Here is a 25617-nt window from a genome sequence, read left to right on the forward strand (position 1 = left end):
GGTTTGTATGTCAGTAACTCAAGATAAACACATCACTCTCATTGGCGCTGGTTTGGTTGGTTCGTTGGCTAGTATCTATTTAGGCTTGCGTGGTTACAAAGTCGATGTTTACGAAAAACTTCCGGACATTCGTCTGGAAGATATTCCAGCAGGCCGCTCGATCAATCTAGCACTGGCTAATCGCGGTATTCGTCCTTTACAGCAGGTTGGCATCATGGAGCAGGTTGAAAAACTGCTGATCCCCATGAAAGGTCGCATGTTGCATGACGAACAGGGTGAGCTGCAATTCCAGGCTTATGGGCAACGTCCTGAAGAAGTCATTTATTCGGTGTCCCGTGCCGGCTTAGTCAGCTTATTGCGCGATGAAGCCGAAGCCACTGGCAATGTCACTTTCCACTTCAAGCACCCTTTGATTGATATTGATTTCGACAAGCAGATGTTTACTGTTGAAGATGCCTTGACCGGCAACAAACAAACTTTGGACTATGACATTTTGCTGGCAACCGATGGCGCGGGCTCTCCGGTACGTCAATTTATGGAAGCTGCCAAGGTTGGTCATTTTAGTTCAGAGTTGCTTGAACATAACTATAAGGAGTTAACCATTCCTGCCGATCAAGCTGGCAACTTCCAGCTTGAAAAAGAAGCGCTGCATATCTGGCCGCGAGGTGGTTACATGGTAATTGCACTGCCTAACCTAGATGGTTCCTTTACTGTGACCCTGTTTATGCCAACCAATAATGGCGAAGCAAGTTTTGCCAGTCTAAATACACCTGAAAAAGTCGACAGTTTCTTCAAGAAATATTTCAACGATGCTTATGACTTAATGCCGAACCTGACGGACCTATTTTTTGATAACCCTACAGGAGTGCTAGGTACCGTACGTAGCAAAAAATGGTTCCAGGGTAACGCATTGATATTTGGTGATGCAGCGCATGCCATCGTGCCCTTCCACGGACAAGGCATGAACTGTGGCTTCGAAGATTGTGCTGAGTTGAATACTTTGTTGAATCAGTTTGATGACGACTGGCAACAGGTTTTTCCAGCTTTCAATGAGGCTCGTCGTGACAATGCCAATGCGATTGCTGATATGGCGCTGGATAATTACATTGAGATGCGTGATTCGGTACGCGATCCCAAGTTCCACCTCAAGAAGTCCATTGCCTTTGAATTGGAGAAGCGCTTCCCAGAACAGTTCATTCCGCGCTATTCAATGGTCATGTTCCATCACATTCCTTATGCCCAGGCGCAAAACCGTGGCGCAGTCCAGGCTAACATTTTGCAACAACTTGCTGAGGATATTGAAAACCTTGATCAGGTAAACTGGGAACTTGCTACTCAATTAGTTCAAGACCAGTTATCCGTATTACCGAAGGACTATCTACAATGAAATCAGTTTTAGCCTCCATTCTGGCTGCGTTATTAAGCTTGACGCTATCCAGCACAACCCTTGCTAACAATGTTCCGCAATCTACCGAAGAAGCTCGAGTGGAGCATGCGCAACAATGGATCAATTTTTTAGCAAGTGATGAACTTAAAGGTCGCAAGACCGGCACTCCTGAAATGGTAAAAGTGCATCAGTGGCTTGAAAAGCGCTTTCAAGCTATTGGCCTGAAACCTTTGCCCGAAACAGATTCTTATCGTCAGGAATTCTCTTTTCAACGCAAAGGCAAATCAATCGATGCGGTTAACTACTTAGGCTACATCGACTGCCAGTGTGAAAGTGATCAGTATCTTATGGTTGGCGCGCATTACGATCACGTTGGTCAAAATCCTGCGCTGGAAGGCGATATCACTTTTAATGGTGCCGATGATGATGCCAGTGGTGTGGTCGCGAGTCTGCTTATTGCGGAGCTGTTAGCCAAAAAAGAAAGCTTGCCTTTCAACATCATTATTGCCGCCTGGGATGCCGAAGAAATGGGACTGTTAGGTTCAAAACATTTTGCTGAAAATCCTCTGGTACCATTAGACAGGATTGAAACCGGTATTATGTTTGAATTGGTCGGAACCCCACTCGAAGAGCACCCAAACAGTGCCTGGATGACGGGTAATCAATATTCCAATCTTTTTGACTTACTGCAGAATGACTTCAACAAAGCAGGCTGGTCGCTGGATGCAGACCCTTTTGCACAGATGGGTTTATTCATGCGTTCCGATAATGCCCCTTTTGCATTGATGGATTTAACTGAGCAGAAAGCGGAACAGGTTTTTAGGCATGGTCAACAAGCTGATATTACCGGAATTCCAATGCATGCAATTTCGGTATGGCGCGGTCAGGATCATTACCACCAAGTTCATGATGAAGCAGAGTTAATTGACGTTCCGAATTTAGTAGCGCTTTCCGAAGTGATCGCTGAGGCTATTGCTAATTTGCCAGCAGATACAAAGGTTGTATGGAAAGAAAATCCACACTTTAAGTTTTCACGTCCTTGAGTTCTTTCTTGTCCTTAAATTATTTCACGTTTATAGGTTGGGTTAGAGGTTATGCCTCGTAACCCAACTCCTCATTTTCTAATAAGCTATAACTAAACCTCTTTAAAACCAAAGTTATCTTTGAGTTCGGCTAGCAACGGACTGACTTCTTTGATCATCTCATTCTCACCATAGTGAATAGGCTTCTTCACACCCCAAACCGGGCTTGGCCAGGCAGGATCATTTTTATAACGTGCGATATGGTGAATATGCAATTGTGGCACCATGTTCCCCAATGCGGCAACATTCATCTTGTCTGCTTTAAATACTTTGGTCATGGTTTCCAGCAGAAAATTAGATTCTTCCATCGCATTAATTTGCTGGGCCACCGTTAGTTGATACAGCTCTTGTATATCATTCACGCGCGGCACTAAAATTGCCCATGGATATTGCTTGTCGTTCATCCATAACAATTTGCACAAATTAAAATTGCCCAGTTCTACCGCATCTTTGGCTAAAGTTTCATTCAGAATAAAACTCATTAACTATCCTTATTGTTGGTTCATTTGTTTGAGACTTACTGTCATTGACCTGTCTCTTCTGTTCTCTGTCGAACAGTTTATGGTAGGCCCAAGTCAGGCTGACAATCCGCAGTTGCTTTTGGCGCTGTACCGCGAATATAGGGTACGCTAACCGTATTGCGACAGTCGTCGGTAGCCAGCAGACCACTTCGATAATCCACTAGTTTCCACTCAATGTTATCATGGTAACCCATATCGATGGCCGACGTATTGATGCCGGCAAATATGTCTGAGAAGACGGGTAACGCAGCCGTTGAACCAGTGATATTCGCATCCTGATTATCATCGCGCCCAACCCATACCACAGCCAGGTGTTCCCCGGACAAGCCGACAAACCAAGAGTCTTTAAGATCATTGGTGGTACCGGTTTTTCCAGCAAATGAGGTAAAGGGGTTGGATTGTTGCAGATACTTAGCTGTGCCCTTCTCTACAGCCAGCTGCATAGCGGCCTTGACCAGATAAACATTCATTTCGCTGGCAACCCTTTCGGAATCCACCGGATACCGCTCCAGTAACTGACCGTTATTATCCGTAACCGCGATAATCGAGGATGGCTTTATACGCAACCCGTTACTGGCAATCGATTGATACAGTTGCAACAACTCCAATGGAGTTAATTCCAAGACGCCTAACGGCAAGGCATCCAGCGGGCGTACGTCTTTTTCAACCCCTGCACGTTCGATAAAGTCCGCCAGACGCTGAACCCCTACTTCCTGACCTAACCGTGCCATAGCCACATTATAGGACTCGCTGAGAGCACGATAGAGCGGCACCATGCCATGGAAGTTGCGGTCGAAGTTTTTCGGCTGCCATGTGCTGCCATCTCGTTGTTTCAATGATAATGGGAAATCGCTAACGCTAGAGGACAAGTGATAACTTGAGTTTTGCTCCAGAGCTGCCAGCAATACGAAAGGTTTGATCACCGACCCGATTTGGCGTCTGGCATCAATCGCCCGGTTGTAACCCGCATAGCCTGCTTGCCGATCACCGATCACCGCCAAAATTTGGCCGGTTTGGCTGTCGCTAATAATGGCCGCCGCTTGTAGTGAGCCTTCTTCTTGCTGTCTCTGCTTTTCGATAGTGGTTATCGACTCTTCTACCGTGCGCTCGCTGTACATCTGGATTACCGGATCCAGCGTAGTGAAGACGTTTAGACCTTCTGAATTTAATTCATCATCCGAATAAGAGTCCTGTAATTGATGGCGCACCAAATCCATAAAGGCTGGTACTTTGGATAAATGAATACTGGGCTTTCTAACCAAAGATAAGGTCGTTTGCTTTTCCTGCTTGAGCTCCTGCTCGCTAAGCACGCCGGTCTCATGCATCAAGCCTAAGACCAGATTTCGACGCTTCATGGCGTTTTCGGGATGACGTCTAGGATCATACACTGAGGGGCCTTTTAAAATAGCGACCAGTAATGCCGATTGTGCTGGCGTTAAATTCTCCACTTCTTTATCAAAGTAAAACTTACTGGCAAGACCCACACCATGGATCGCTCTTGGCCCATCCTGACCAAAATACACTTCATTAAAATAGGATTCGAGAATGTCATCCTTTTCGTAACGAACCTCCAGCAACACCGACATGACTGCTTCGCGGAATTTGCGCCATAAGCTTCGTTCATTGGTCAGGAAGTAGTTTTTCACTAACTGCTGAGTCAGAGTACTGCCACCCTGAGTGCCACCATCTGAGGTGACGTTATGCCATAGAGCTCGTGCAATTGCTTTCGGCGAGACACCGCTATGCTCATAAAAGTCGCGGTCTTCGGTAATGATCAAGGCTCTGATCAGATGTTCAGGGATCTGCTCCAGCTTAACCAGAATACGATCTTCTAATCGATTGGGGTAAATCTGTCCGATCAGTAGAGGATCCAGTCGCGCCATTTGTAATGGCTCACCCAGAACATGATCTTTCAGTTGGCTGACTCGTCCGTTACGCAGGCTAAAAGCAATCTGACGAGCAGGCTGCTTTTCGTCCCAAAATACGAATGGACGTGCATGGATATAATAATAATCACCGTATTTCTCATAATCACCAGCACGCGTCGATTTAACGGCCTTGCGGTAGCCCAAAAGCTCCAACTCTTGTTCCAAGCGAGTCGGTGTCAATGACTTGCCATTCATCAACTCTAGCGGCTGGGCATAGACTTTAGCCGGCAATTGCCAGCGATTATCATCAAATTGGCGCTTAATCACCATGTCGCAATAAATCACGAAGGCAATAAACAAAGCCGTGAAGATCAAACCGCCGCGCCAAATCACCTTTTTCCAAGGGATTCTGCGCCAGAAGGATTGATTCACTTTCTTCGGTTGCTTCTTTTTTGAAGGTTTTGCGCTTTTCTTAACAGGTTTTTTAGCCATTTCACTTTATCGGTATAAATCTGGTTATAATGATAGTAGCAAATTCAAGCCACTAAATGTTATGCCATCTATAACAAAATCTGACAAAAATATGACACGTCTCTTTTTCGCCATTGATCTGCCCCAAGCTTTCAAGAACCAATTAGAGCTATTACAAAAGCAATGCCCCTTTGCAGGACGGGCGGTTAGCCCCCATAACTTTCATATTACCTTGTTATTTCTGGGTGAATTTCCGCGCAACCAACTGGATGATATTCTCGATTCTATTGAGGTTCCAGCGATTAAGCCTTTCCAACTTCAGCTCAATCAGTTCGCCTATTACCCTAAAGCCGAAGTCGGTTGTCTTGAAATCGTGCCTAATGAGCCATTAACCGATTTGCATCAACATATTAGCCGTAATCTCAAGCAGTCTGGAATTCATATTAAGCAAACGACGAAACCTTTCCGTCCTCATATCACGCTATATCGAGATGCCATCGTACAGTCTGATATTAGCAATAGCGTTGATTATCAGCTTAAAGTTGATCATTTCTGCTTAATGGAATCTCAGTTTAATCAGAAAGGTGTTTACTACGAAGTGATTGAAGAGTGGCCCACTTATGAGCCAACCATTAAAGAACAGTTTTTTGGAATTAAAGATTAAGACTGGAGCAACTTAAAGTAGATGGATTAAGAAATTAACTTCTCGAACTCTTTAACCAAACCATCGACCACCACAATTTGATTGCGACCTTTACTCTTGGCGCTGTACATCGCCTTATCGGCATCTGCGATTAGGTCCATCAAATCATAGCCAGATAGCTCAGTGCTAGTGACACCAAAACTGGATGAGACATCAAAACGATAGCCCGTTTCAGAGGTGTCAATTTGCGATACTGTTTTACGACAGATTTCAGCCAGTTGCTCAGCTTTTTTAAGGTTGCATGCTGGTAGGAATATCGCAAACTCCTCACCACCCAAACGACCAGCCAGGTCATTCTGACGACAACAGCCTTTAACTACTTCCGCTGTTTTCTGTAAGACCCAGTCGCCCACTAAATGGCCATACTTATCATTGACCGACTTAAAATAATCCATATCAAACAATATGAAGCCCACATCCTGCTGCTCTTGCTCACTTCGTTGCAAAATCGCTTTGGCCGTATCATAAAAGTGATGGCGCGAACTTAAACCGGTTAACTGATCAGTTTGCGACTGTTTCCGCAAACGAATTTGATGACGTTTAATGCGATATGTCCAGAAAGCCAGCGTGGTCAATAAGACTATGACCAATGCCAAAATTAAACGGTTATTAGTGGCGTCTTTTTTTGCTAAATCTTGTTCGAGCTGAAGTACTTTATTCTGTTCATTTAAGAACTTAATCTCTTGTTCTTTTTCTGCGGTTTGGTGTTCAACAATTTGATAAGCCATTTCTTGCGCCAATATTTCATTTATCTGCGCTTTATCTGCTTCTGAATATTTTTCATAAAACTCCAGCGCCATTTTAAAATTACCCGCGGCTTTCTCTATTTCGTACAGCAATGCATAAGCCATCACTTTAGGCTGTATAAACGCTTCATTTTGAGAGATAGTTAAAGCCTTAGTGACTTTATTTACAGCTTCATCGGTTTGTTTTGCGCTCCACAAGGCTCTTGCGTGCACAATAAAGTATTCCGCAATGACTCTAGGGTATTTAGTGCTTTCTACTTGTTGTGAATATTTCTGAAGATAACTAACCGATTTTTCAGGAGCTGTTTCTAACCATAATCTTGCAAAGCTTATTCTTAACAGGCTAGTAGCAATGATTTCATTAACAGCTTCACATTGAGCAATAGCCTCCTGAATCATTTCTTCGCTAATCTTTTCAGGCTGTATCTGTTGGACGGACTCAATTTTTAATTGTTGAGCAAAGCAGAGATTACGCCCCTGAGGTTTCTCCTTCATTAACTTATCAGCATACTCTGAGGCAAGCTCATGTTTCTTAAAACCTTTATAGGTCATGATAATTGCCATCAAGCCTAACTGCCTAATCTCAGAATCCTCAATTTCAGGGAGCTGTTGAATTAAAGTCTGCACATTACTGATAGACTCTTGATAATTTCGAGTGATGTAAAAAATGTTTACCAGCGAAGTTCTTACTCTAAATTTCATAAGCTCACTGTTAGAGCTCTCAATTAAGGACTGTAAGTCGTTAATTGCTCCTTCGTAATTGCCGGAATAAGCTTTCGCATAACTTTCATAAAACCATAAAAGTTCCTGCTGCTGCTCGCTCAATGAATCAGAACTACGTTTGATTTCACCAAGATATTGATTAAAAGCCTTAGGATCGGAGCTTCGAATAGTATCAGCGGCTTTAAATAGCTCGTCAAGGCTAGTGGCCTGAGCATTACTGGCTTCAGCGCTAGAATAGAAGAAAAGACTCAGTGCAATGATGCAAAGAGTCTTTATCTGTTTTGATGTAAAAGTCCCTTTATTCAAAATTTATATCAAGCTGCAATTTCTTCTTCTTGGCTTGAGTCATCCTCGGAATCTTCGTCATCTTCTGCAGGTAGCAAAAGACCACAGACATTAGTGCGAGCGTTAAGCAACTCTGCAATTTTTTGATGATCGCGCTCCAGAACAGCCTTAATTTCTTGTTCATTTAGTTGATGCTCACTCACCAACTCAATGATTTCATCCTGAGTTAATGACTGTGAGTTTGCCCCCAATTGAGAAAGAAAGTTTATAATATTATTCATGTGTTACTCCTTAGTTATTTTTCCATATTTAACAGTAAGTTATAGCTTAATGTCAATTAATCTTTTGTACGGAGGTATAACCAGAGTAGAGTTCATATTTAACTCCACATCAACCAAGTTTCTTAACTCAACCCCCTCCCGCCGCACAGTATCTATTGCCAGTAACTTAGCTTCATATATTATGACTCGATGAGTAAGCGGATAGTATTCAGCAAGCTTATCAACCAGTTCCTGCAAGCTTTCTCTGGTTGTTGAAAAATTGCTGGATTTCTTATCTCCCGCCAGTCCCACCTGCCATAATATCAGTAAAGATGCTGTATCAACCTGTCTGTTATAGAACATAAATTGATTGGTTTCAAATTGTTGGCAGCCCGTAGCCCCTGGATCCAAACCTAAATCCGCGTATAAACAGGCTTCTGCTGAGATTCCCGGCTCCATATAGGCGGTATAACCTTCTTCTCTAGCCTGCTTGATTGCTTTTCTTGGTGCTAAGGCAAAAACTCCCGGATGCCCATAGAATGCCCCACATACATTTTTGCCTAAACGAACTTGTTGCAGTATTGCTTCAATCATCTCAGCATAGGTTTCTTTGCGGGAGTTTCTACCCTGATAATATGGCTGCAGACTAATAGTATTAAGATTTATAGACTTTACCCACTCCTCGACGATACCTGTTGAAGCTCCTATAAATACCACATCTGCGGACTCTATCTGCTTCATAGATGCAGGAGTGATATGTGCGCCCAAAGTCATACCAAGACCGACGCAAACCAAACTACCCTGAGATTTTTTCTGTTCCATTTTTTGCCCAATTGTATTCAAAGGTCACCACCAGTATGATTTCTTTTTATCGTTGCAAACCTTATACCATGGAATACCCATTTTACAGTCCTCATTTTAACTATCGCCTCATTGTACCGAGTGATTCGAAAGAATTTGTTAGCATTTACACGAATGAAATTCTAATGCAGCACATTTCTAGCCCAATTTCTGTTCCAGAAGCAGTGTCGCTTTTTAATCGCTTTTTGCTGCTTAATAATGCAAATCACCAAAGACACTATTTATTTGCTATAGAAGACAAAGTTACTCTGAACCTTTTAGGTTTTTGTGGTGTGAATGCAAAAGATAATGGGGGTAGTCCTCGGATCAAGGTAGGAGAAATAGGAGTGATAATGAAAGAAGAAGCAGTTGGCAAAGGGGCAGGGACAGAAGCCTTAAATGCCTTAGTGAGCTACTGCTTTAAGAAGCTAGGATACGAAAAACTCATCGGGCCGCCCTCACCCAAGAATATCGCCTCAATAAAAATGCTGGAAAAGGTAGGGTTTAAAAAAGAAACCGTGCTTAAAAGCCACTTAACGATAAAAGGGGAGCAACTGGATACTCCCCTTTATATTATTTACAACACGGACTAGATAATTACTTTAAAGAATCACTTCAACAGCTTTCCAGCTATGGTCCTGAAACCATGACCGGTGCCACCCGCTGAAAAGTAAGCGGTTGGGTTATCGTTGTAGGCTCCAGCGAGATCTACGTGAACCCAGCCTTTGCCATCATTTGGCACGAAGCGCGATAAGAAGCCGGCTGCATTGCTGGCGCCGCCTGGGCCACCACCTTTTACCGCACGGCTATTGGCAGTGTCGGCAAAGTTGGATGGGCATTTAGCAGCATGAAATGGTTCCAGTGGTAATGGCCAGTGGCGTTCGTTTTCGCTTTGAGCCACATTGAGATAATCATTACGTTCATCGTCATCCAATGCGAAAACCGCATTATAGTCTTCGCCGACTGCAGTTACTGCCGCTCCGGTAAGGGTAGCTGCGTCAATGATTAATGGTGCGCCAGTCTGTCCCGCCATCAACAAACCATCGGCTAAGACCAAGCGACCTTCAGCATCGGTATTATGGATTTCCACTGAGATGCCATTCGGGTAAGTAATGATATCGCCGAGCTTATAGGCATGACCACTGATCAGGTTTTCAGCACAACATAAATAGAGGTGCACCGGTTTATCCAGACCACGCAGAATCGCTAGCGCTAAGCCAGCTGTGACTGTCGCTGCACCACCCATATCGGCTTTCATGTGCATCATTCCGGCACTTTGCTTGATGCTATAACCACCGCTATCAAAGGTAATACCCTTGCCCACAAGAACTGCAACCGGTGCCGAGCTATCGTTTTTAGGATCAAACTCAAGCTTTAGAATCGCTGGCGGTCTGGTGCTACCACGCCCCACTTCCCAGGTGCCCACATGGCCCTGTTTTTCCAAATCCTGGCCAGAAACAATCTGATAACGAACATTGTCCGGTGCCAAACTTTGAATAAAATCAGCGGCTTCTTGGGCTAACACTTGCGGTGCTAATACTTCAGGGGTTTCATTAACGATGGAACGCATCCAGCGGCTGGCTTGTATGCGAGCTTCCAATTCTGTGTTGTCGTCATCGGATAATTCAGCAAAATCAATTTGCACATCAATTTTCGGGTCATAAGAACCCTGAAAAAATGCCCATTGCTGTTCTAATTCCCAATCGCCTTCCAAAGCGAAAAAAGATAAGCCCTGACTGACCAGCTTTCTGGCCGCCATTTGCACTAAGTCAGAGCCTTCGGCGTGAATGGTTACTGCATCTTCTTTATAGCTTAATAATGCGCCTTCGCCCCATTGCGAGGGTGCGCTATCCTTCGATAACAAAACTTTTAATGTCATACCAATCCTTATTAAATTGCGAGTCTGGCCTTATTTGCCTTTACAGATAAACGGCCCTAGAACAAATGCCCCAGTTTCGATTGCTTTGTCGACAGGTAATCTTCGTTGTGAGGGTTTTGACCATACATAAGAGGAACGCGCTCAACCACATCAATTCCCGCATCAATCATGGAACTGACTTTACGCGGATTATTAGTCATTAAGCGAATTTTTTGGATCCCCAACTGATCCAGCGCATCGGAAGCGACTTTAAAGTCACGTTCATCCGCACCAAACCCTAAATGCTCATTGGCCTGTACCGTATCCATGCCCTGATCTTGCAAAGAATAGGCACGAATTTTATTGGTTAAGCCAATACCGCGACCTTCCTGACGCAAATATAATAGAACACCAGCGCCCTCTTCTGCGATCTTTTGCAAGGCGGCTTTTAACTGAAAACCACAGTCGCAACGCAAGCTAAACAAGGCATCGCCAGTTAAACATTCTGAGTGGATGCGCGCTAACACTGGCTGTTTACTGTTCCAATCGCCGAATGTCAAAGCCACATGTTCTTTCCCATCATCAGCCTCAAGCGCGTGAATCATGAAGTCGCCCCAAGGCGTGGGTAAGCGTGCACTCTGGCTATCTTTATGCGTCATTAAACCGTTTTCCAGGGTATTTAATTGAATGAATGCGTTATTTTACACCATGTTCAAAGCAGAAACAGCATGATAATATTCGATGGCTACTATAATCCGAGGACATATAATGAAACTCACTCAATCTCTGGCTTTATTTTTCTTTACTATTTTAGGCTCAAGCGCTTCATTGGCGAATGACCAAGGTCAATCTGATGAAGCACACACACAGGCCATTATTGATATTCTGGATGCAATTGATACACCTAATATTACTCGTCGAGCAATGATGGACTCTTTTGCGCAAGATACATCTGGCGACATGACCGATGAATTCGCTAACTGCGTTAATCAGAATCTTACTGATGATATGCTGTATGAGATGTTCATTCCTGTCTACCAGACCAATCTTGACCAAAATACAGCAGTAAGGCTTGTTGAATTCTTTCAAACCGAAACTGGTGAAAAATTCGCTATCATTGTCCGTATTCAAACTGGCGAAAATTTACCAATGCCAGATATGACCGCTGAGGACTTGAAAGTATACACCCAATATGAGAACGACATTCTTAGTCTGGGTAACGAGCAGCTGGTAGCGGATGCTGAAGCTGCGGGTATGCAAATGGGTATGCAGTTGGGGTTAGACTGCGCAGAATCACTGTAATTTTTACAATATCGTATCTTGAAAGCCGGCTAGTCCGGCTTTTTTATTGCCGAAATCAATCCTTAAACACCACTGGCTTGAGAAACTTTTCCAGCTCTTTCCAGAATTCATCCCAATCACCGGGCGTATCTGCATGCGCTGTCTCGTACACTTTGTGAGTCGCGTCTTCTCTAACCGTCAGTAATTTGTGCAAAGCATCGATGGGAACGGTTTTGTCAGCTTTGCCATGGATCATATAAACCAAGCCTTCATACTCGGACAGCGCTTTGACATTATCGAAAGGATGTTGCACCAGAAATGCGGGAAGTAAGCGTTTATAGGCCAAGTCTACAATGCTGGCGTAGGTGGACATTAAAACAATAGCAACCGGCTGGTGTTTCGGTACCAGGGTTAAAACCGCGCCGCCACCCATCGAACGGCCCAACAATACGATACGGTTTTTATCCAACTGCTCCTGCTGCTCAACCCATTCATAAGCAAAGTTCATGGTTTCGGAAATGCTGTCAAAGCTAGGCCTACCGTCGCAACGGCCATAACCAGGATACTCCACCAACACCACGGCATAGCCATGTTCTCGCATATAGTCCACTCGTGGCGCCCAGTCATCAATAATATTGCCATTGCCATGCGCCACCATTAATACCGGAAAAGGCTGTTTAAACTTTTGCAATGGCGGTAAATAAGCCAGCTCAAACTCACCGTCTGAAAAAGCCAAGCGCACCAGTTCACCACCAGCATCTGTGATTAAGTTGGGATAGGAAGGTGGCAATTCATGCACAGGAAAGAGCATCCGATGTTGGATGAAATAAAAAGAGACAAGGTAAAAAAGATAAGCAAAAAGTGGAATGGCAATAAACCAGAGTAACGTTGTCATAGAGCTCCAATAAGCTTTTTATTGCGTCTGTTTTTTATACTGTTAGAATCAATTCCATTCTAACATTGTTTAGACACTTTTGACCCCGATTTTAATATAACACTTCGAGTAATATTGATATGTCACACATTTGCTTAGTTACCGATATCCAAGATGGCCAGGCCAAAGCTTTTCCTTATAAGGATCGCGATCTGATCGTGGTCCGTCGTGGATTGAATGTATATGGCTATGTCAATCGCTGCCCCCATGCCGGTACCGATTTAAACTGGCAAGATGATCAGTTTATGACTGATGACGAACAATTTTTAATGTGCTTTACCCACGGTGCCTTGTTTGAGCCAGAGACCGGTAAATGTGTTGCTGGCCCCTGCGCAGGAGCGCATCTGAGCGAAGTTTCTCTTGAAGTTGAAAACGGTAAAGTATACCTCGCAGGCTAGTCATACTGTGAGTTAGGCGACATCCTCAAGGCTCATCAAGTAAAAAAACTAATCTCCTGTTGCAATTCAAACTAATATTCTTAATACTGTTTTTCGTGAGGCACTTCACAATTATGAAGCCTTAGGGAGAGCTTTATACATGTATTTTGTAACTTTAGCATTCTCATCGACATGGCTACCCTTAATTCTGATTTTAATGTTAGCCTCAGGTCTTATCATTGCCATTTATGCTTGGCGCAAAGCCAGCGATGATGCTGTTGTTACAAAAAACCAACTCACCGCTCAATACAGAACTTTAAATTCTGTTGTTAAATTCAAATCTCTCGAAGACAAACTTGACGATGTTTGCTCACTGATTGAAAGTCAGATTGATGACGCCCTATGCTCAGTTATGTTGGCCGATGACAAGTATGAGTCGTTAGTCCCTATTGCATCACCGCAACTTCCTCAAAGCTTCCTACTTGCACTGAAAAACTTGCCCATTGTCGATGGCGTGGGAGGATGTGGGACTGCGGCTGCTACCGGCAAAGCAGTTATCGTTGCCGATATGCTGGAGGATTCCCGTTTCGATCAATTTCATGACCTGATTCATGGTTATGATCTTCGTGCCTGCTGGTCACACCCTATCTTCACCAGTGAAAGCCAAAATCCGGCAGGTACTTTCGCGGTCTATTTCAGAAAAGTTCGGGAACCGAGTGATGCCGAACTTGAGCTGATTTTACGCAGTCGAGATTTAGCCGCCCTGATCATTGAACAACACCAGCATCGCATCAAACGTGAGCGTTTTGAACAGCAAAACCGTTCCTTATTCATCCATAATCCGGAAGCGGTTTACACGCTGGATTTGGAAGGTAACTTCACCAGTATCAATAAAGCTGGGTGCGAATTATTAAAGCTTAACGAACGCCAAGTTATCGGTAAGCACTTTAGTACGGCAATGGCCAAAGCAGATCGTGCAAGATCGCAGGAACATTTCGAAGCAGCCAGCCGTGGCATACCGCAACGGTATGAAATTAATGTTTATGACAACTCAGGTAAACGGCTCCAACTTTACATTACCAAGATGCCGATTATCGTTGACGGCGAGGTCACAGGGGTTCATGGGATAGCTCTTGACTGGACCCGTAAAAGGCAGAATGAAGAACGCCTTAATATATTAGAACGAAGTGTTGAGTCGAGCACGCACGGCGTTTTAATCAGTGACGCTAGAGCCGTTGACTTTCCTGCGATTTACATCAACCCAGCTTTTGAAAAAATTACCGGTTATAGCCAGGAAGAAATACTCGGCAAGAATTGTCGCCTATTACAAGGTCCTGAAACCGATCAAAACACTCGCAGAGAGATTAGGGAAGCAGTAAAGCAGAAAAAAGAAATCTCCACCATCATCAAAAATTATAAAAAAGATGGCACGCCATTTTGGAATGAGTTACTCATTTCTCCTGTAAAAGACTCCGGAGGTCAAGTAACGCACTTTATAGGTTTCCAGAATGACATAAGTGATCGCATTCAACGTCAGGAAACACTCGAATTCCACGCGTCACATGATCCTTTAACCCACCTTAAAAACCGTGCAGCTCTTGAACGCTATTTAAGCAACTTACTTAAAGGAAAAGCTCAAACGAACACTGCCTATATCCTGTTCATTGACCTGGACGGCTTTAAGCCAATTAATGATAGTCTGGGGCATGAGTTTGGTGACCAGGTTCTAGTCGAAACTGCGCAGCGCCTTAACGATGAAATTGTTGAGCCCAACTTATTGGCACGTTTTGGTGGTGATGAATTTGTTGCCGTCATTCAAGATCTTCCCGATCATAAACAAGTTGAAGTCCTTGCACGCAGATTACTCGACCGAGTTGCTGAATCCTATAAAGTCGATGATATTGAAGTGTCGCTTTCTGCTGCGATTGGCGTCGCTAGCAGTGAGCAAGAATTTCTGCATCCGATGGAGCTCATTCAGCGCGCTGATATTGCCATGTATGAAGCAAAAAAACGCGGTGGTAGTTATATCTACTGGTACAGTGCTGATCTCAATACCAATGTTGACCAGCAGGTAGCCGTTCGAGCCCAGATGCAAGACGCGATTCTGCATAATCAATTTGAGCTCTTCTACCAACCGATCATGAGCTATGATAATCAAATCGGTGGGGTGGAAGCGCTGATCCGTTGGAAACACCCAACCAAAGGTTATATATCTCCGGCCGAGTTTATTCCGGTTGCTGAAAGAACCGGCCAAATTATCCCAATCAGCGAATGGGTCCTAAACCAGGCCTGCACCGACATCCATGAACTCAAGCGGTACGGCATCAACTCGGTGTCGGTGAACTTTTCACCGATTCAATTTTACCGAGAAGATTTTGTTGCCAAGATTGCCGAAACACTTAAAGTCCATAACATCCAGCCTGGTGAGATCACCGTTGAAATCACTGAAAATGTTTTAGTGCATGATACCGACCATATCACGGAACTACTGAATGAATTACGTCACCTAGGAATGGATGTAGCTATTGATGACTTCGGCAGCGGCTTTGCCAGTTTGCGTTATCTCAATATGCTGCCCGTTAATAAGCTTAAGATTGATCGCTCCTTTACCGGCAACATTCATCAAAATGCTCATAACGCTGCGATTACACGCGGTATTTTAGGCATGACCTCAGAAATGAATATTGAAGTGGTCGCCGAAGGCGTTGAAACAGACGAAGAATATCAATACTTGCGCGAACACAAATGCGACTTTATGCAAGGCTATTTATTCTGTCGCCCCATCCCGATTAAAGAGCTGATAGAATGGGTGCAAATTCGTTAGCCTAATACAATACTACTGGTTGGCTTTTCTGAGTTTTCTAACTCTTTTGTCAATAACATATAAAACGATGCTAGGGCAATAATTGTTGCAACCTACCTCGATGTCGGCAGGTCAGAGAAGTTCCTTAATACATAAGCAATTACAAATATAATCTGAGAATTCTTTTCTTGATACCTTGCTCTTCTCACAATCAGTATTTATCTTTAAACTGTTGATTCATCATTAACAGTCTCGATCTTAACTGCGCTCTCTTATAACTTTCTTTTAACTTTACCAATATTGGCCCCCTAATCTATGGTCTATTCAGGAAAACGAATACAATTAGAATTAATATACCACCAGTTAACAATAAGGACTGTTGCATATCTAATGCCTCAGACAACAACTTGTAGCTAAGCAATAAAACCACTATAAAATTAAACCGCCACTTAACTCAAGCCATAAGGGTGTTTTGACACAAATACTTCCATAATTATTACGGTGCTAGCTTTTTCACATTATAACAATTAAGTCTTTGTTCTTCATAAACACCTAAACCTCTTAATTGCATGTTAAAATCACAATATTTTCGTATAAAATCAAGCATTATAGTTTTAGCTACTAATCATACCCTTTTAATTTAAGAGTCTCTCTGGAATCTCAGATTTCGATTTCGCTACATTTATTTTCATTAAAAGCTGGTGCTGATTTCCACCGTCAATTATGTCAACAGCGACAAGAGCACTGGGATCCAGTGATTGCATATACAGTTCATATTCATAAATAGTTGAAAACGACTTGCCATTTATGCTTTTTAGAACTCCTTTTAAATTTGAACAACTCTCTATATTCATACAACTAAATATTATTTCCCTGTAGGATCCAACATCAATCTTTTTATAGGCGTACTTCCCATCTATATACTTATATCTCGCGATATTTAACGCACGATTTAAGTCAAATCCAGTTAAATCTATCGCCTGCAACAATTCATCACTTGTAACAGATTTTTTATTTCTTAAACGCTCTAAAATTTCCGATAATACCCCTTGCTCTGCAATCTTCTTTACTAATATAAATGAAAGGTCATACAAGTCCTCCTCACTTGATGAAGGCCAACTCAGAAGGTTCTCATTTTTGATAAAGAAGTCCAATAGTCGTGCTGTATACATCTGTCTTGATGTTCGATTAAGCACTTCTTCCTGGAGCAGATGAGCACAGTATTCAGCCACGCCTTCGCGAAACCAACGAGTTTTGTTGGTAGAAATCCAAAAATAAGCCTCTTTTTCATCTGCTGATAAATTTTGCACTATTAGCTCGGCCTCTACCCACTCGTGCAACTCAACACCTAGTGCCTCCCCAAAATCAGGGAAATATAGTCTAGGCTCTCCCTTTAAACTCTTTATTAAAATACTTGGCACTAATAATTGTAGACTATTCCCTTTTGCTGTTAGTGTTAAGTTAGTATTTGCATGTTCTTCATCATAAACAAACAAGCGAAGTATTGGATTTGCTTTAAACTCCAGTCCTGTAATCTTTTGACAAATATCAACCCCTTCCTCAAATTTATCCGCAATCTCCTCAATCTCTTTACTATAATTACTTTTTGCAACTGTTGAAAAGTGCCTCTTCTTTAGAACAATGTAACTCTCCTCTTCACGAGGTTTTTCGACCCTAATCTCTATATTGCTCTTCCCAAGATAGCGTTTGCTAGTAATTGATTTTGGCGAAAAGGTATGAGTTACGCATGAAGATACAGTTGTAAAAATTAAAATATATAAATATATTCTCATCAATAGCAAAATAGAGCGAGCAAGCTCGCTCTAGCTCCTTCTTTTAATTATGGTACTTGATAGCAAATCCCTGTATCTGGATTACAGGTTGGCCCCAAAGAAGGCATGATAACACCAGCATCTGTTCTTCCTCCATAACTACTATTATCATACTTTACTTCAGCTGTAATAACCGCTGTACTACCAACATTATTAGACACTTTATACCCAACCCCTAGCTCAACATCATATCTAACGATATTCGAATTTGATACTTTAGAAGAAAGCCAGCTATTTACTAATGCTGGGCTATCAAATATTACTACACCATTATTCAAGCTTGACGAAAAGTATCGACTATCCAAGCGTTGACCACTGTGGTTATACACACTTATTTTTAATGATGATGCTCCCGTTAATTGGGCATTGCTAAAGCTAATAGGGAATGAAACTCTTGATACATCATACGAGTATGGATCTTCACTACCATCCAAATCGAACTCTATTACCGTAGAAAAAGTTTTGGATTGACCAGCTTTCCATTCAACAGTAGTTTCATCCCCATCTTTTGTTTTGTGAGTTATTTTACAGCCGGCTAAACCCATCATGGCTATAAAAGTAATTACACCTATCATTATTTTTTTGTTCATAAAATCTCCTATGTTTTATATATCTCCATGTTTCCATGTCAAAGTTTAATTATACAAAATTGTTAAAGCGCTTCAACAGACGAAGAAGTTACAATATTTAGAAATAGGCGAGTAGTATCTTTTTATGTTATTTTGTATCGATTCAGATTTGCATTAAACGCAGTTAATTACAGCCGTACTTTCCCTTTATAATTAGCAATCTCAAAACAAACCTTTATCACTCTTGCCATTACTATTTTTTTCACATAGATTCATTAAATAATTTTATCAATAATATTCTCTTGGATTCGTATGCGCTTTATACCTCCGCTCGAAAAAGCCACTCTTAAGAAACGATATAAACGATTTCTGGCCGATGTTCATAACACCAAGCATGGTGATTTTACGGCACACTGTCCTAATACTGGCTCAATGAAAAACTGTTGGCAGGAAGGCGATACTGTGTGGTTACTGGACTCTGACAACCCAAAGCGAAAATATCAATACACATGGGTTTTGGATGAAACTGCCACTGGCGATTTGATTTGTATTAACACTCACCTTGCCAATCAAATTGTGATGGAAGGTATTTCCGAAAACAAAATCAAGCAACTTAAAGGCTATGACTCTGTCAGACAGGAAGTGAAATATGGCGATGAGAACAGTCGCATTGACCTATTACTTGAGGCTGCTGATAAGCCTGACTGCTATGTTGAAATCAAAACGGTGACCTTGCTCGAACAGGGTGAAGAATTTAAAGCTGGTGCCGGTTTCTTTCCCGATGCAGTCAGTACTCGCGGACAGAAACATCTTCGTGAACTGATGGCTATGATCGAACAGGGCCATTGTGCGGTGCTTTTCTTTTTGGTCCAGCATACAGGTATAAAATCGGTCAGCCCGGCTGCGCATATTGATCCGCAATATGCTAAGTTATTAGATCAGGCAGCAAAGGCTGGGGTTGAAATCATTGCCTATAACACCCATATCAGCTCAGCTGAAATTTATTTAAGCAAAGAATTGCCTGTAATTATCCCTGATTTTTCATAGGGTTAGACAGTCAATCAAGGCAAAAGAGCCTATTTTTTGCACTTTTTTATACCATTTTACGAAGAATAGGCTTTTCAATTGTCAGTCATAGGGATAATATCCCTGTTTCACTTTTTCAAAGCCAGCCTTATATGGGCTTGTTTTTTTGCCAAGTGCGCGCCGTGAGGCGTCTGGTTTTAATACTAAATGGAGCGTTGCTTAGATGCCACGTAAACAATCAGTAACAAATAGCACTCTCGAGAAATTAGGCCTTAAGCCTTATAAAGAGAAGAAAGGCGAAGAGTACATGAATGATGCTCAATATGAGCATTTTCGTAATATTCTTGCCGCATGGAAAAAACAGTTGATGGAAGAAGTTGATCGTACTGTGCACCATATGCAAGACGAAGCTGCAAACTTCCCGGATCCGGTTGATCGTGCTGCCCAAGAAGAAGAATTTTCTCTTGAATTGCGTACTCGCGACCGCGAACGTAAATTGTTGAAGAAGATTATTCAATCGCTGAACAAGATCGATGATGATGAATATGGTTACTGCGAATCATGCGGTATCGAAATTGGTATTCGTCGCCTTGAAGCGCGTCCTACTGCTGAGCTTTGCATCGACTGCAAGACGCTGGCAGAAATCAAAGAAAAACAATACGGTAGTTAATCGACATGGGCAGATATTCTAGTCTGCCCTTTCTACTGTAAGCCATTAACTGTCTCCAAGCTATGGCAGGACGTTTCGCACCCTCACCTTCTGGCCCCCTCCACTTTGGCTCGCTGATAGCAGCTGTCGGTAGCTACCTGATCGCAAAATCTCGTCATACTGAATGGCTAGTACGGATTGAAGATATCGATCCTCCGCGTGAGGTTACTGGCGCCAGCGATTTAATTTTGCGCCAACTGGAAGCATTTGGTTTGCACTGGGATAGTGAGGTCAGTTATCAGAGCCAGCAGCTCGATCACTATGCGGAGATTATTGAGCAATTAAAATCTCAAGGCCTGGTCTACGCCTGCAATTGCACCCGTAAGAAAATCAAATCACTCAGCAAAACCGGGTACTACCCCAATATCTGTGCGGCAAAAAAATTGAGCTTTAACGGTGAAGTGGCCATTCGCCTTCGCCATGGCGAGGCCGATTATAGCTTTGTTGACCAGATTCAAGGTCCTTGCCAGTTCGAAGACTCTCTCTATGCTGAAGATTTCGCCATCCGACGCAAAGATGGCTTAATCGCTTATCAATTGGCGGTGGTCGTAGATGATATTGAGCAGGGAATTGATCATGTGGTGCGCGGGTGCGACCTGCTGGACTCGACTCCTCGTCAGTTACGTTTATATGAAGTGCTCAAGGGCAAAGCACCTGATTGGTACCATTTGCCGCTGGCCATCAACCCTGACGGCAATAAACTATCCAAACAAAATCACGCACCGGCGATTGACAGTCAGCAAGCTTCCAAAATGTTATGCCACGCACTGGAGTTTTTGGGCCAGCCCATTCCCAGCGAATTACAACAGGAAAAGCCGGCTGTCATACTCGATTATGCGCTGTCGCACTTTCAAATGAGCCAAATCCCCGCTAACCAACAAATTCTTTATTTAGCTTAATTAGATAGGCGCTTGTGCTATGATCGCCCCATACTGTCAAATTCACACTTTATGAGTTCAATAATTAAGTCTGTAAAACGTTGGTTTGCTACCCCGGCTACTGAAACGCCTGGCGCAGGCGCCAACACCCAAATCATCTCGCGCGATCAACATTCGATCTCACGCAAAGATATCAGCGACAATGCCTTAAAGGTGTTATATCGCTTGAGTAATGCCGGCTATGAGTCTTTCCTGGTCGGCGGCGGCGTGCGCGATATATTGCTTGGATTACATCCCAAAGACTTTGATATTGCGACTAACGCAACTCCCGAGCAGATTAAAGAATTATTCCGCAACTGCCGTATTATTGGCCGCCGCTTCAGGCTAGCGCATATTCTGTTTGGTCGCGATGTTATCGAAGTGGCCACTTTCCGCGCCCATTGTGATGACAATATTCAACAAGCCAAAGAAGGCATGATCTTGCGCGATAATGTCTACGGCGATATTGAAGAAGATGCCATTCGTCGCGATTTCACCATCAATGCGCTTTACTACAATATTAAAGACTTCTCAGTGCACGACTTTTGCGATGGCCTGGCGGATCTGCGCAAACGTCAATTGCGCATGATTGGTGATCCGGAAACTCGCTATCGCGAAGATCCGGTGCGCATGTTGCGCGCGGTGCGCCTGGCTTGCAAACTTAACCTGACCATTGAGCACAATACGCTTAAGCCAGTTGCTGAACTTTCCCATTTCTTAGAGCAGGTTCCAGCGGCTCGCTTATGGGAAGAATACCGAAAGCTATTTTTGGCTGGCGCCGCTAAACTGACCTTCCAGAAGCTACGTGAATATGGCTTGTTCCATGCTCTATTCCCAGCAACTGATCGCGCTCTAAAGCATGATGACTCGCCACAAACAAATGCGACCGAGCAGTTAGTGCTTGATGCGCTGGAAAATACCGATACTCGAATTGCCACTGAACAAACTGTCAATCCAGCCTTTTTAATGGCAGTGATGCTATGGCAGCCTTTACTGGAGAGTACCGAAGCTCTGCAACAAAAAGGCACTAACTTCAACGATGCCTTTTTCAAAAGTATGGCGCGCGTGCTCAATGCGCAAAATCAACATATTTCTATCCCTCGCCGTTATGCACTGGTGATCCGTGATATCTGGAGCATGCAGCTACGATTGCCTGCCTATCATGGCAAAAAAGCCTGGAGCGTTTTTGAGCATCCACGCTTCCGCGCCGCTTACGACTTCCTGCTGCTACGTTCGCAGTCCGATCCACGCCAGAAAGAGCTGGCCGATTGGTGGACCAAATTTCAGGAAGCCGATGCTAATGACCGCCGCCAGATGTTACAGAAAACAGGTACAGGCAAAAAACGCAGACGACGCAAACCTCGTAATCAAAAGCGTCAGCCTGCGAATAAAAATAAACATTAAGTCATTACGCCCATGGCAAGACAATCTATTACAGAACGTTCTATTGCATACATTGGTCTTGGCAGCAATTTACACCAGCCTATTCAGCAAATTGAGCAAGCCCTTTTGGCGCTCGATCTACTGCCCAATAGCTACCTGCTGAGTTATTCCAGCCTCTATCAAAGCGCTCCAATGGGTCCGCAGGACCAACCGCCCTTTATCAATGCCGTAGCTAAGCTAGCCACTGGCTTTACGCCATTAGAGTTACTCGACCAGCTACAAGGTATTGAAAACCAACAGGGGCGAATTCGTGAAGAACGCTGGGGTGCCCGCACATTAGATTTGGATCTGTTGCTCTACGATCATACAATCATGCAATCAGACCGTTTAACCCTGCCCCATTACGGTATTAAAGACAGGGACTTTGTATTAAAACCATTGGCTGAACTAAGTCCTGAAATGACGCTTCCCGATGGTAGTATAGTCAGTGAATTACTGGACCATTGCCCACAATATGATTTAGTGGCCTTGAACTATGACAAGAATCATCATTGGCATCTCTGAGAAGAAATGCCTGAGCCAGGAGTATTTGAGTGAGTGTAACTTTATCCATACCACACAACTTTATTGCCGTTGAAGGCCCGATTGGCGTGGGTAAAACCACACTGGCTCGCAGACTGTCCGAAGCATTAAGCAGCGACTTGATTCTGGAACAGGCGGAAGAAAACCCATTTCTTGAGCGTTTTTACCAGGATCCTAAGTCTGGTGCCCTGCCCACGCAGCTATACTTCCTGTTCCAGCGCGTGCGTCAGTTGCAGGAAGTGCGTCAATCAGACATGTTCAGTCCGGTTCGTGTGGCTGACTACTTGATGGAAAAGGATCGCCTGTTTGCCCGCTCCACGCTGGATCAGGACGAGCTGAGATTATACGAGCAGGTTTATCAGAACTTGACCATTGATGCGCCGAAACCGGATCTGGTCATTTATTTACAGGCTTCTGTACCGGTACTGCTTGATCGCATCAAAAAACGCGGTCGCGCCTCAGAAAGCCCGGTCACTAAAGAATATTTGCAAACCATTTGCGAAGCTTATACCGATTTCTTTTATTATTATGATGAGTCGCCATTACTGATTGTCAATGCTTCAGGTATTGACCTGGTTGAAAACGAAGCCGACTTTAATCTGCTGCTTGACCAAATCAAAAGCACCACCACTGGCCGTAACTACTTTAATCCTCATCCTGTGTAACCCGAGATTGAACCATGAAAACCTTGACCATTAGCGATATCGAACAACTGAAACAACAAGGCGAGAAATTCAGCTGTATTACAGCCTACGATGCCACCTTTGCGGGTGTTATTTCGGATGCCGGTGTCGATGTCATTCTGATCGGTGATTCGCTGGGAAATGTGATCCAGGGTCAAAAGACCACAGTGCCGGTAACCATTGAAGATATGGAATATCACATAGCCTGCGTCGCGCGCGGTAACAAACGTTGTCTGTTGATTGGTGATATGCCCTACATGAGCTATGCCACGCCTGAGCAGGCCTATCACACAGCAGCCTTGATCATGCAGGCTGGCGCTCACATGGTTAAGTTAGAGGGTGGTGACTGGCTGCACGACACTATTTCTGGCCTGACCGAACGCGGTATTCCGGTCTGTGCTCACCTTGGCTTAACACCTCAATCAGTAGATGCTCTGGGCGGCTTTAAGGTTCAGGGGCGTGATTCAAAGCAGGCCAAACAGATGTTAGCTGATGCTAAAGCACTTGAAGACGCTGGCGCTCGTATGTTGGTACTCGAGTGTGTGCCACAAGGTCTGGCCCAACAAATCACCGAATCGCTGACCATTCCGGTAATGGGCATTGGTGCTGGCGTTGATGTAGACGGTCAGGTTTTAGTGCTGCATGACATGCTCGGTATTTCGCCCTTCCAGGCTAAATTCGTGCGCAATTTCATGGCAGATGCTAAAGGCGATATTAAGGCAGCTTTTGAGTTGTATCACAGCGAAGTCAGAGCGAAAAATTTCCCTGCTGCTGTGCACTCTTTCGACTAAAGGCGAAGCTTATACATGATCGTTGTTAACTCTGTTCAAACCCTGCGTCGCCTGATTCAAACCCACCGTGATATGGGACACCGTATTGGTTTCGTGCCGACCATGGGTAATTTGCATACGGGCCATTTGAGCCTGGTACAAACCGCTAAACAACATGCCGATATTATCGTAGTCAGTATTTTCGTTAACCCCACTCAGTTCGGCCCCAACGAAGATTTCGATTCTTATCCTCGTACTTTCGAACAAGATCGGGTGCTACTTGAGCAAGAAGGCGCTGATATTGTGTTCGCCCCTGAGGTCAAAGAAGTTTATCCTCACTGGCCGAACCTGACCAAAGTTCAGGTAGCTGAGTTAGGTAACAATCACTGCGGAGCCTCCCGTCCGGGCCATTTTGATGGCGTTACCACCGTAGTCAGCAAGCTGTTTAATATGGTGCAACCCGATTGCGCTGTGTTTGGCCAGAAAGACTTTCAGCAACTGGCAATTCTTCGTCGCATGACCAGTGATCTTAATTTCGATATTGAGATTATCGGTGCACCGATTGTGCGCGAAGACAATGGCCTCGCCATGAGCTCGCGCAACGGTTATTTAAGCACAGAACAAAAGCAGCAGGCGTCCTTTATCTACCAGACGCTGGGCTGGATGAAGCAACAAATAGCCAATGGTGAGCGTGATTATCGTTCTCTAGAGCAAGCCGCCAGCCAACGTCTAGCAGAGCACAACTTCAAACCAGACTATGTGCATATCGCCCGCCAGGACAATCTTGAAATGGCTCAGGATGGAGATCAGGAGCTGGTCATATTGGTTGCAGCGTTTATGGATAAGGTCCGGCTGATTGATAACATCACAATTGATATTTAAAGCAATTCAACACTGATTTGCATTAGGTTAACCTCTATTTAGGCCTTATTTATCAGTTGGTTATTCACAATAATCGCAACTGATAACCACTATTCCCGTCAAATACTTTAACACCTTGAATTTTT

25 protein-coding genes are annotated in these 25617 nt (G+C 43.7%); 15 read left to right on the forward strand and 10 right to left on the reverse strand.

The window, feature by feature from the left end; genetic code table 11:
- Nucleotides 1–7 precede the first annotated feature (7 nt).
- Nucleotides 8–1387 (forward strand): FAD-dependent oxidoreductase, encoded by a 1380-nt coding sequence (locus ACN0VI_RS00190; protein WP_417445355.1) that lies wholly within the window; start codon nt 8–10, stop codon nt 1385–1387.
- A complete protein-coding gene (locus ACN0VI_RS00195; protein ID WP_417445356.1) occupies nt 1384–2430 on the forward strand; it encodes a M20/M25/M40 family metallo-hydrolase in 1047 nt (348 codons plus the stop codon). The genes ACN0VI_RS00190 and ACN0VI_RS00195 overlap by 4 nt, the downstream gene beginning before the upstream one ends.
- Before the next feature lie 92 nt (nt 2431–2522).
- On the opposite strand, the gene ACN0VI_RS00200 is transcribed toward ACN0VI_RS00195, so the two are convergent.
- The gene (locus ACN0VI_RS00200; RefSeq protein ID WP_331891015.1) at nt 2523–2951 is read right to left on the reverse strand and encodes an HIT domain-containing protein; all 429 of its coding nucleotides are present in this window, start codon (nt 2949–2951) and stop codon (nt 2523–2525) included.
- A 77-nt stretch (nt 2952–3028) separates the two neighbouring features.
- Complete coding sequence (gene mrcB, locus ACN0VI_RS00205; RefSeq protein WP_417445357.1) at nt 3029–5350, reverse strand: penicillin-binding protein 1B; 2322 nt, start codon at nt 5348–5350, stop codon at nt 3029–3031.
- A gap of 91 nt (nt 5351–5441) precedes the next feature.
- Between mrcB and thpR the strand changes: the two genes are divergently transcribed.
- A complete protein-coding gene (gene thpR, locus ACN0VI_RS00210) occupies nt 5442–5993 on the forward strand; it encodes an RNA 2',3'-cyclic phosphodiesterase (protein ID WP_417445358.1) in 552 nt (183 codons plus the stop codon).
- A gap of 26 nt (nt 5994–6019) precedes the next feature.
- Here the strand turns inward: thpR and ACN0VI_RS00215 are convergent, their stop codons facing one another.
- From ACN0VI_RS00215 to ACN0VI_RS00225, 3 genes are read right to left on the reverse strand one after another with little or no spacing between them, the layout of a single operon-like run.
- The gene (locus ACN0VI_RS00215; protein ID WP_417445359.1) at nt 6020–7807 is read right to left on the reverse strand and encodes a diguanylate cyclase domain-containing protein; all 1788 of its coding nucleotides are present in this window, start codon (nt 7805–7807) and stop codon (nt 6020–6022) included.
- An 8-nt stretch (nt 7808–7815) separates the two neighbouring features.
- The gene (locus ACN0VI_RS00220; protein WP_417445360.1) at nt 7816–8067 is read right to left on the reverse strand and encodes a hypothetical protein; all 252 of its coding nucleotides are present in this window, start codon (nt 8065–8067) and stop codon (nt 7816–7818) included.
- A gap of 39 nt (nt 8068–8106) precedes the next feature.
- Nucleotides 8107–8868 (reverse strand): SAM-dependent methyltransferase, encoded by a 762-nt coding sequence (locus ACN0VI_RS00225; RefSeq protein ID WP_417445361.1) that lies wholly within the window; start codon nt 8866–8868, stop codon nt 8107–8109.
- 68 nt (nt 8869–8936) lie between these two features.
- Between ACN0VI_RS00225 and ACN0VI_RS00230 the strand changes: the two genes are divergently transcribed.
- Nucleotides 8937–9479 (forward strand): GNAT family N-acetyltransferase, encoded by a 543-nt coding sequence (locus tag ACN0VI_RS00230; protein WP_417446545.1) that lies wholly within the window; start codon nt 8937–8939, stop codon nt 9477–9479.
- Between the two features lie 17 nt (nt 9480–9496).
- On the opposite strand, the gene pepB is transcribed toward ACN0VI_RS00230, so the two are convergent.
- Together pepB and ribA are read right to left on the reverse strand one after the other, a co-directional pair.
- Nucleotides 9497–10765 carry an aminopeptidase PepB gene (pepB, locus tag ACN0VI_RS00235; RefSeq protein ID WP_417445362.1) on the reverse strand — a complete coding sequence of 423 codons (1269 nt, stop codon included), beginning with the start codon at nt 10763–10765 and terminating at the stop codon, nt 9497–9499.
- 56 nt (nt 10766–10821) lie between these two features.
- Nucleotides 10822–11403 carry a GTP cyclohydrolase II gene (gene ribA / locus ACN0VI_RS00240; RefSeq protein ID WP_331890635.1) on the reverse strand — a complete coding sequence of 194 codons (582 nt, stop codon included), beginning with the start codon at nt 11401–11403 and terminating at the stop codon, nt 10822–10824.
- Nucleotides 11404–11512: 109 nt separating this feature from the next.
- Here ribA and ACN0VI_RS00245 point away from each other — a divergent pair, with 109 nt between their 5' ends.
- Nucleotides 11513–12046, forward strand: coding sequence for a hypothetical protein (locus ACN0VI_RS00245; RefSeq protein WP_417445363.1), 534 nt, complete (start codon nt 11513–11515; stop codon nt 12044–12046).
- Nucleotides 12047–12101: 55 nt separating this feature from the next.
- Here the strand turns inward: ACN0VI_RS00245 and ACN0VI_RS00250 are convergent, their stop codons facing one another.
- Nucleotides 12102–12920, reverse strand: a complete 819-nt coding sequence (locus ACN0VI_RS00250) for an alpha/beta hydrolase (protein WP_417445364.1) — start codon at nt 12918–12920, stop codon at nt 12102–12104.
- A gap of 119 nt (nt 12921–13039) precedes the next feature.
- Between ACN0VI_RS00250 and ACN0VI_RS00255 the strand changes: the two genes are divergently transcribed.
- Nucleotides 13040–13357, forward strand: coding sequence for a Rieske (2Fe-2S) protein (locus tag ACN0VI_RS00255; RefSeq protein WP_331890638.1), 318 nt, complete (start codon nt 13040–13042; stop codon nt 13355–13357).
- A 139-nt stretch (nt 13358–13496) separates the two neighbouring features.
- A complete protein-coding gene (locus ACN0VI_RS00260; protein WP_417445365.1) occupies nt 13497–16160 on the forward strand; it encodes an EAL domain-containing protein in 2664 nt (887 codons plus the stop codon).
- Nucleotides 16161–16774: 614 nt separating this feature from the next.
- Here the strand turns inward: ACN0VI_RS00260 and ACN0VI_RS00265 are convergent.
- Entirely contained in the window at nt 16775–17932 is a 1158-nt protein-coding gene (locus ACN0VI_RS00265) for a hypothetical protein (RefSeq protein ID WP_417445366.1), read from the reverse strand.
- A 47-nt stretch (nt 17933–17979) separates the two neighbouring features.
- Nucleotides 17980–18561, reverse strand: a complete 582-nt coding sequence (locus ACN0VI_RS00270; protein WP_417445367.1) for a hypothetical protein — start codon at nt 18559–18561, stop codon at nt 17980–17982.
- Between the two features lie 291 nt (nt 18562–18852).
- Between ACN0VI_RS00270 and sfsA the strand changes: the two genes are divergently transcribed.
- The 8 genes from sfsA (at nt 18853) to panC (ending at nt 25492) form a co-directional block, all read left to right on the forward strand.
- Nucleotides 18853–19587: a DNA/RNA nuclease SfsA gene (gene sfsA / locus ACN0VI_RS00275; RefSeq protein WP_417445368.1), complete on the forward strand. Its 735-nt coding sequence runs from the start codon at nt 18853–18855 to the stop codon at nt 19585–19587.
- Between the two features lie 202 nt (nt 19588–19789).
- The gene (gene dksA, locus ACN0VI_RS00280) at nt 19790–20236 is read left to right on the forward strand and encodes an RNA polymerase-binding protein DksA (RefSeq protein ID WP_012800292.1); all 447 of its coding nucleotides are present in this window, start codon (nt 19790–19792) and stop codon (nt 20234–20236) included.
- Between the two features lie 62 nt (nt 20237–20298).
- Nucleotides 20299–21174 (forward strand): tRNA glutamyl-Q(34) synthetase GluQRS, encoded by an 876-nt coding sequence (gluQRS, locus tag ACN0VI_RS00285; protein ID WP_331890643.1) that lies wholly within the window; start codon nt 20299–20301, stop codon nt 21172–21174.
- A gap of 51 nt (nt 21175–21225) precedes the next feature.
- On the forward strand, nt 21226–22596 hold the full coding sequence (gene pcnB, locus ACN0VI_RS00290) for a polynucleotide adenylyltransferase PcnB (RefSeq protein ID WP_331890644.1): 1371 nt from the start codon (nt 21226–21228) through the stop codon (nt 22594–22596).
- 12 nt (nt 22597–22608) lie between these two features.
- Nucleotides 22609–23139 (forward strand): 2-amino-4-hydroxy-6-hydroxymethyldihydropteridine diphosphokinase, encoded by a 531-nt coding sequence (folK, locus tag ACN0VI_RS00295; RefSeq protein WP_417445369.1) that lies wholly within the window; start codon nt 22609–22611, stop codon nt 23137–23139.
- 29 nt (nt 23140–23168) lie between these two features.
- Complete coding sequence (locus ACN0VI_RS00300; protein WP_417445370.1) at nt 23169–23822, forward strand: deoxynucleoside kinase; 654 nt, start codon at nt 23169–23171, stop codon at nt 23820–23822.
- A gap of 14 nt (nt 23823–23836) precedes the next feature.
- Nucleotides 23837–24631 carry a 3-methyl-2-oxobutanoate hydroxymethyltransferase gene (gene panB / locus ACN0VI_RS00305; RefSeq protein WP_417445371.1) on the forward strand — a complete coding sequence of 265 codons (795 nt, stop codon included), beginning with the start codon at nt 23837–23839 and terminating at the stop codon, nt 24629–24631.
- A 15-nt stretch (nt 24632–24646) separates the two neighbouring features.
- Nucleotides 24647–25492 (forward strand): pantoate--beta-alanine ligase, encoded by an 846-nt coding sequence (gene panC, locus ACN0VI_RS00310; protein ID WP_417445372.1) that lies wholly within the window; start codon nt 24647–24649, stop codon nt 25490–25492.
- Nucleotides 25493–25617: the final 125 nt, after the last annotated feature.

It is taken from the genome of Kangiella sp. (assembly GCF_048265365.1).
Lineage (GTDB): Bacteria > Pseudomonadota > Gammaproteobacteria > Enterobacterales > Kangiellaceae > Kangiella.

Bases quoted from the DNA above. Each gene is read 5' to 3' on its own strand.
- sfsA (WP_417445368.1), top strand. From the start codon at position 18,853: ATGCGCTTTATACCTCCGCTCGAAAAAGCCACTCTTAAGAAACGATAT.
- ACN0VI_RS00200 (WP_331891015.1), bottom strand. From the start codon at position 2,951: ATGAGTTTTATTCTGAATGAAACTTTAGCCAAAGATGCGGTAGAACTG.
- ACN0VI_RS00270 (WP_417445367.1), bottom strand. From the start codon at position 18,561: ATGAACAAAAAAATAATGATAGGTGTAATTACTTTTATAGCCATGATG.
- panC (WP_417445372.1), top strand. From the start codon at position 24,647: ATGATCGTTGTTAACTCTGTTCAAACCCTGCGTCGCCTGATTCAAACC.
- ribA (WP_331890635.1), bottom strand. From the start codon at position 11,403: ATGACGCATAAAGATAGCCAGAGTGCACGCTTACCCACGCCTTGGGGC.
- ACN0VI_RS00250 (WP_417445364.1), bottom strand. From the start codon at position 12,920: ATGACAACGTTACTCTGGTTTATTGCCATTCCACTTTTTGCTTATCTT.
- ACN0VI_RS00225 (WP_417445361.1), bottom strand. From the start codon at position 8,868: ATGGAACAGAAAAAATCTCAGGGTAGTTTGGTTTGCGTCGGTCTTGGT.
- pcnB (WP_331890644.1), top strand. From the start codon at position 21,226: ATGAGTTCAATAATTAAGTCTGTAAAACGTTGGTTTGCTACCCCGGCT.
- ACN0VI_RS00230 (WP_417446545.1), top strand. From the start codon at position 8,937: ATGGAATACCCATTTTACAGTCCTCATTTTAACTATCGCCTCATTGTA.
- thpR (WP_417445358.1), top strand. From the start codon at position 5,442: ATGACACGTCTCTTTTTCGCCATTGATCTGCCCCAAGCTTTCAAGAAC.
- ACN0VI_RS00255 (WP_331890638.1), top strand. From the start codon at position 13,040: ATGTCACACATTTGCTTAGTTACCGATATCCAAGATGGCCAGGCCAAA.
- gluQRS (WP_331890643.1), top strand. From the start codon at position 20,299: ATGGCAGGACGTTTCGCACCCTCACCTTCTGGCCCCCTCCACTTTGGC.
- ACN0VI_RS00220 (WP_417445360.1), bottom strand. From the start codon at position 8,067: ATGAATAATATTATAAACTTTCTTTCTCAATTGGGGGCAAACTCACAG.
- panB (WP_417445371.1), top strand. From the start codon at position 23,837: ATGAAAACCTTGACCATTAGCGATATCGAACAACTGAAACAACAAGGC.
- ACN0VI_RS00195 (WP_417445356.1), top strand. From the start codon at position 1,384: ATGAAATCAGTTTTAGCCTCCATTCTGGCTGCGTTATTAAGCTTGACG.
- pepB (WP_417445362.1), bottom strand. From the start codon at position 10,765: ATGACATTAAAAGTTTTGTTATCGAAGGATAGCGCACCCTCGCAATGG.
- ACN0VI_RS00260 (WP_417445365.1), top strand. From the start codon at position 13,497: ATGTATTTTGTAACTTTAGCATTCTCATCGACATGGCTACCCTTAATT.
- ACN0VI_RS00265 (WP_417445366.1), bottom strand. From the start codon at position 17,932: ATGAGAATATATTTATATATTTTAATTTTTACAACTGTATCTTCATGC.
- folK (WP_417445369.1), top strand. From the start codon at position 22,609: ATGGCAAGACAATCTATTACAGAACGTTCTATTGCATACATTGGTCTT.
- ACN0VI_RS00190 (WP_417445355.1), top strand. From the start codon at position 8: ATGTCAGTAACTCAAGATAAACACATCACTCTCATTGGCGCTGGTTTG.
- dksA (WP_012800292.1), top strand. From the start codon at position 19,790: ATGCCACGTAAACAATCAGTAACAAATAGCACTCTCGAGAAATTAGGC.
- mrcB (WP_417445357.1), bottom strand. From the start codon at position 5,350: ATGGCTAAAAAACCTGTTAAGAAAAGCGCAAAACCTTCAAAAAAGAAG.
- ACN0VI_RS00245 (WP_417445363.1), top strand. From the start codon at position 11,513: ATGAAACTCACTCAATCTCTGGCTTTATTTTTCTTTACTATTTTAGGC.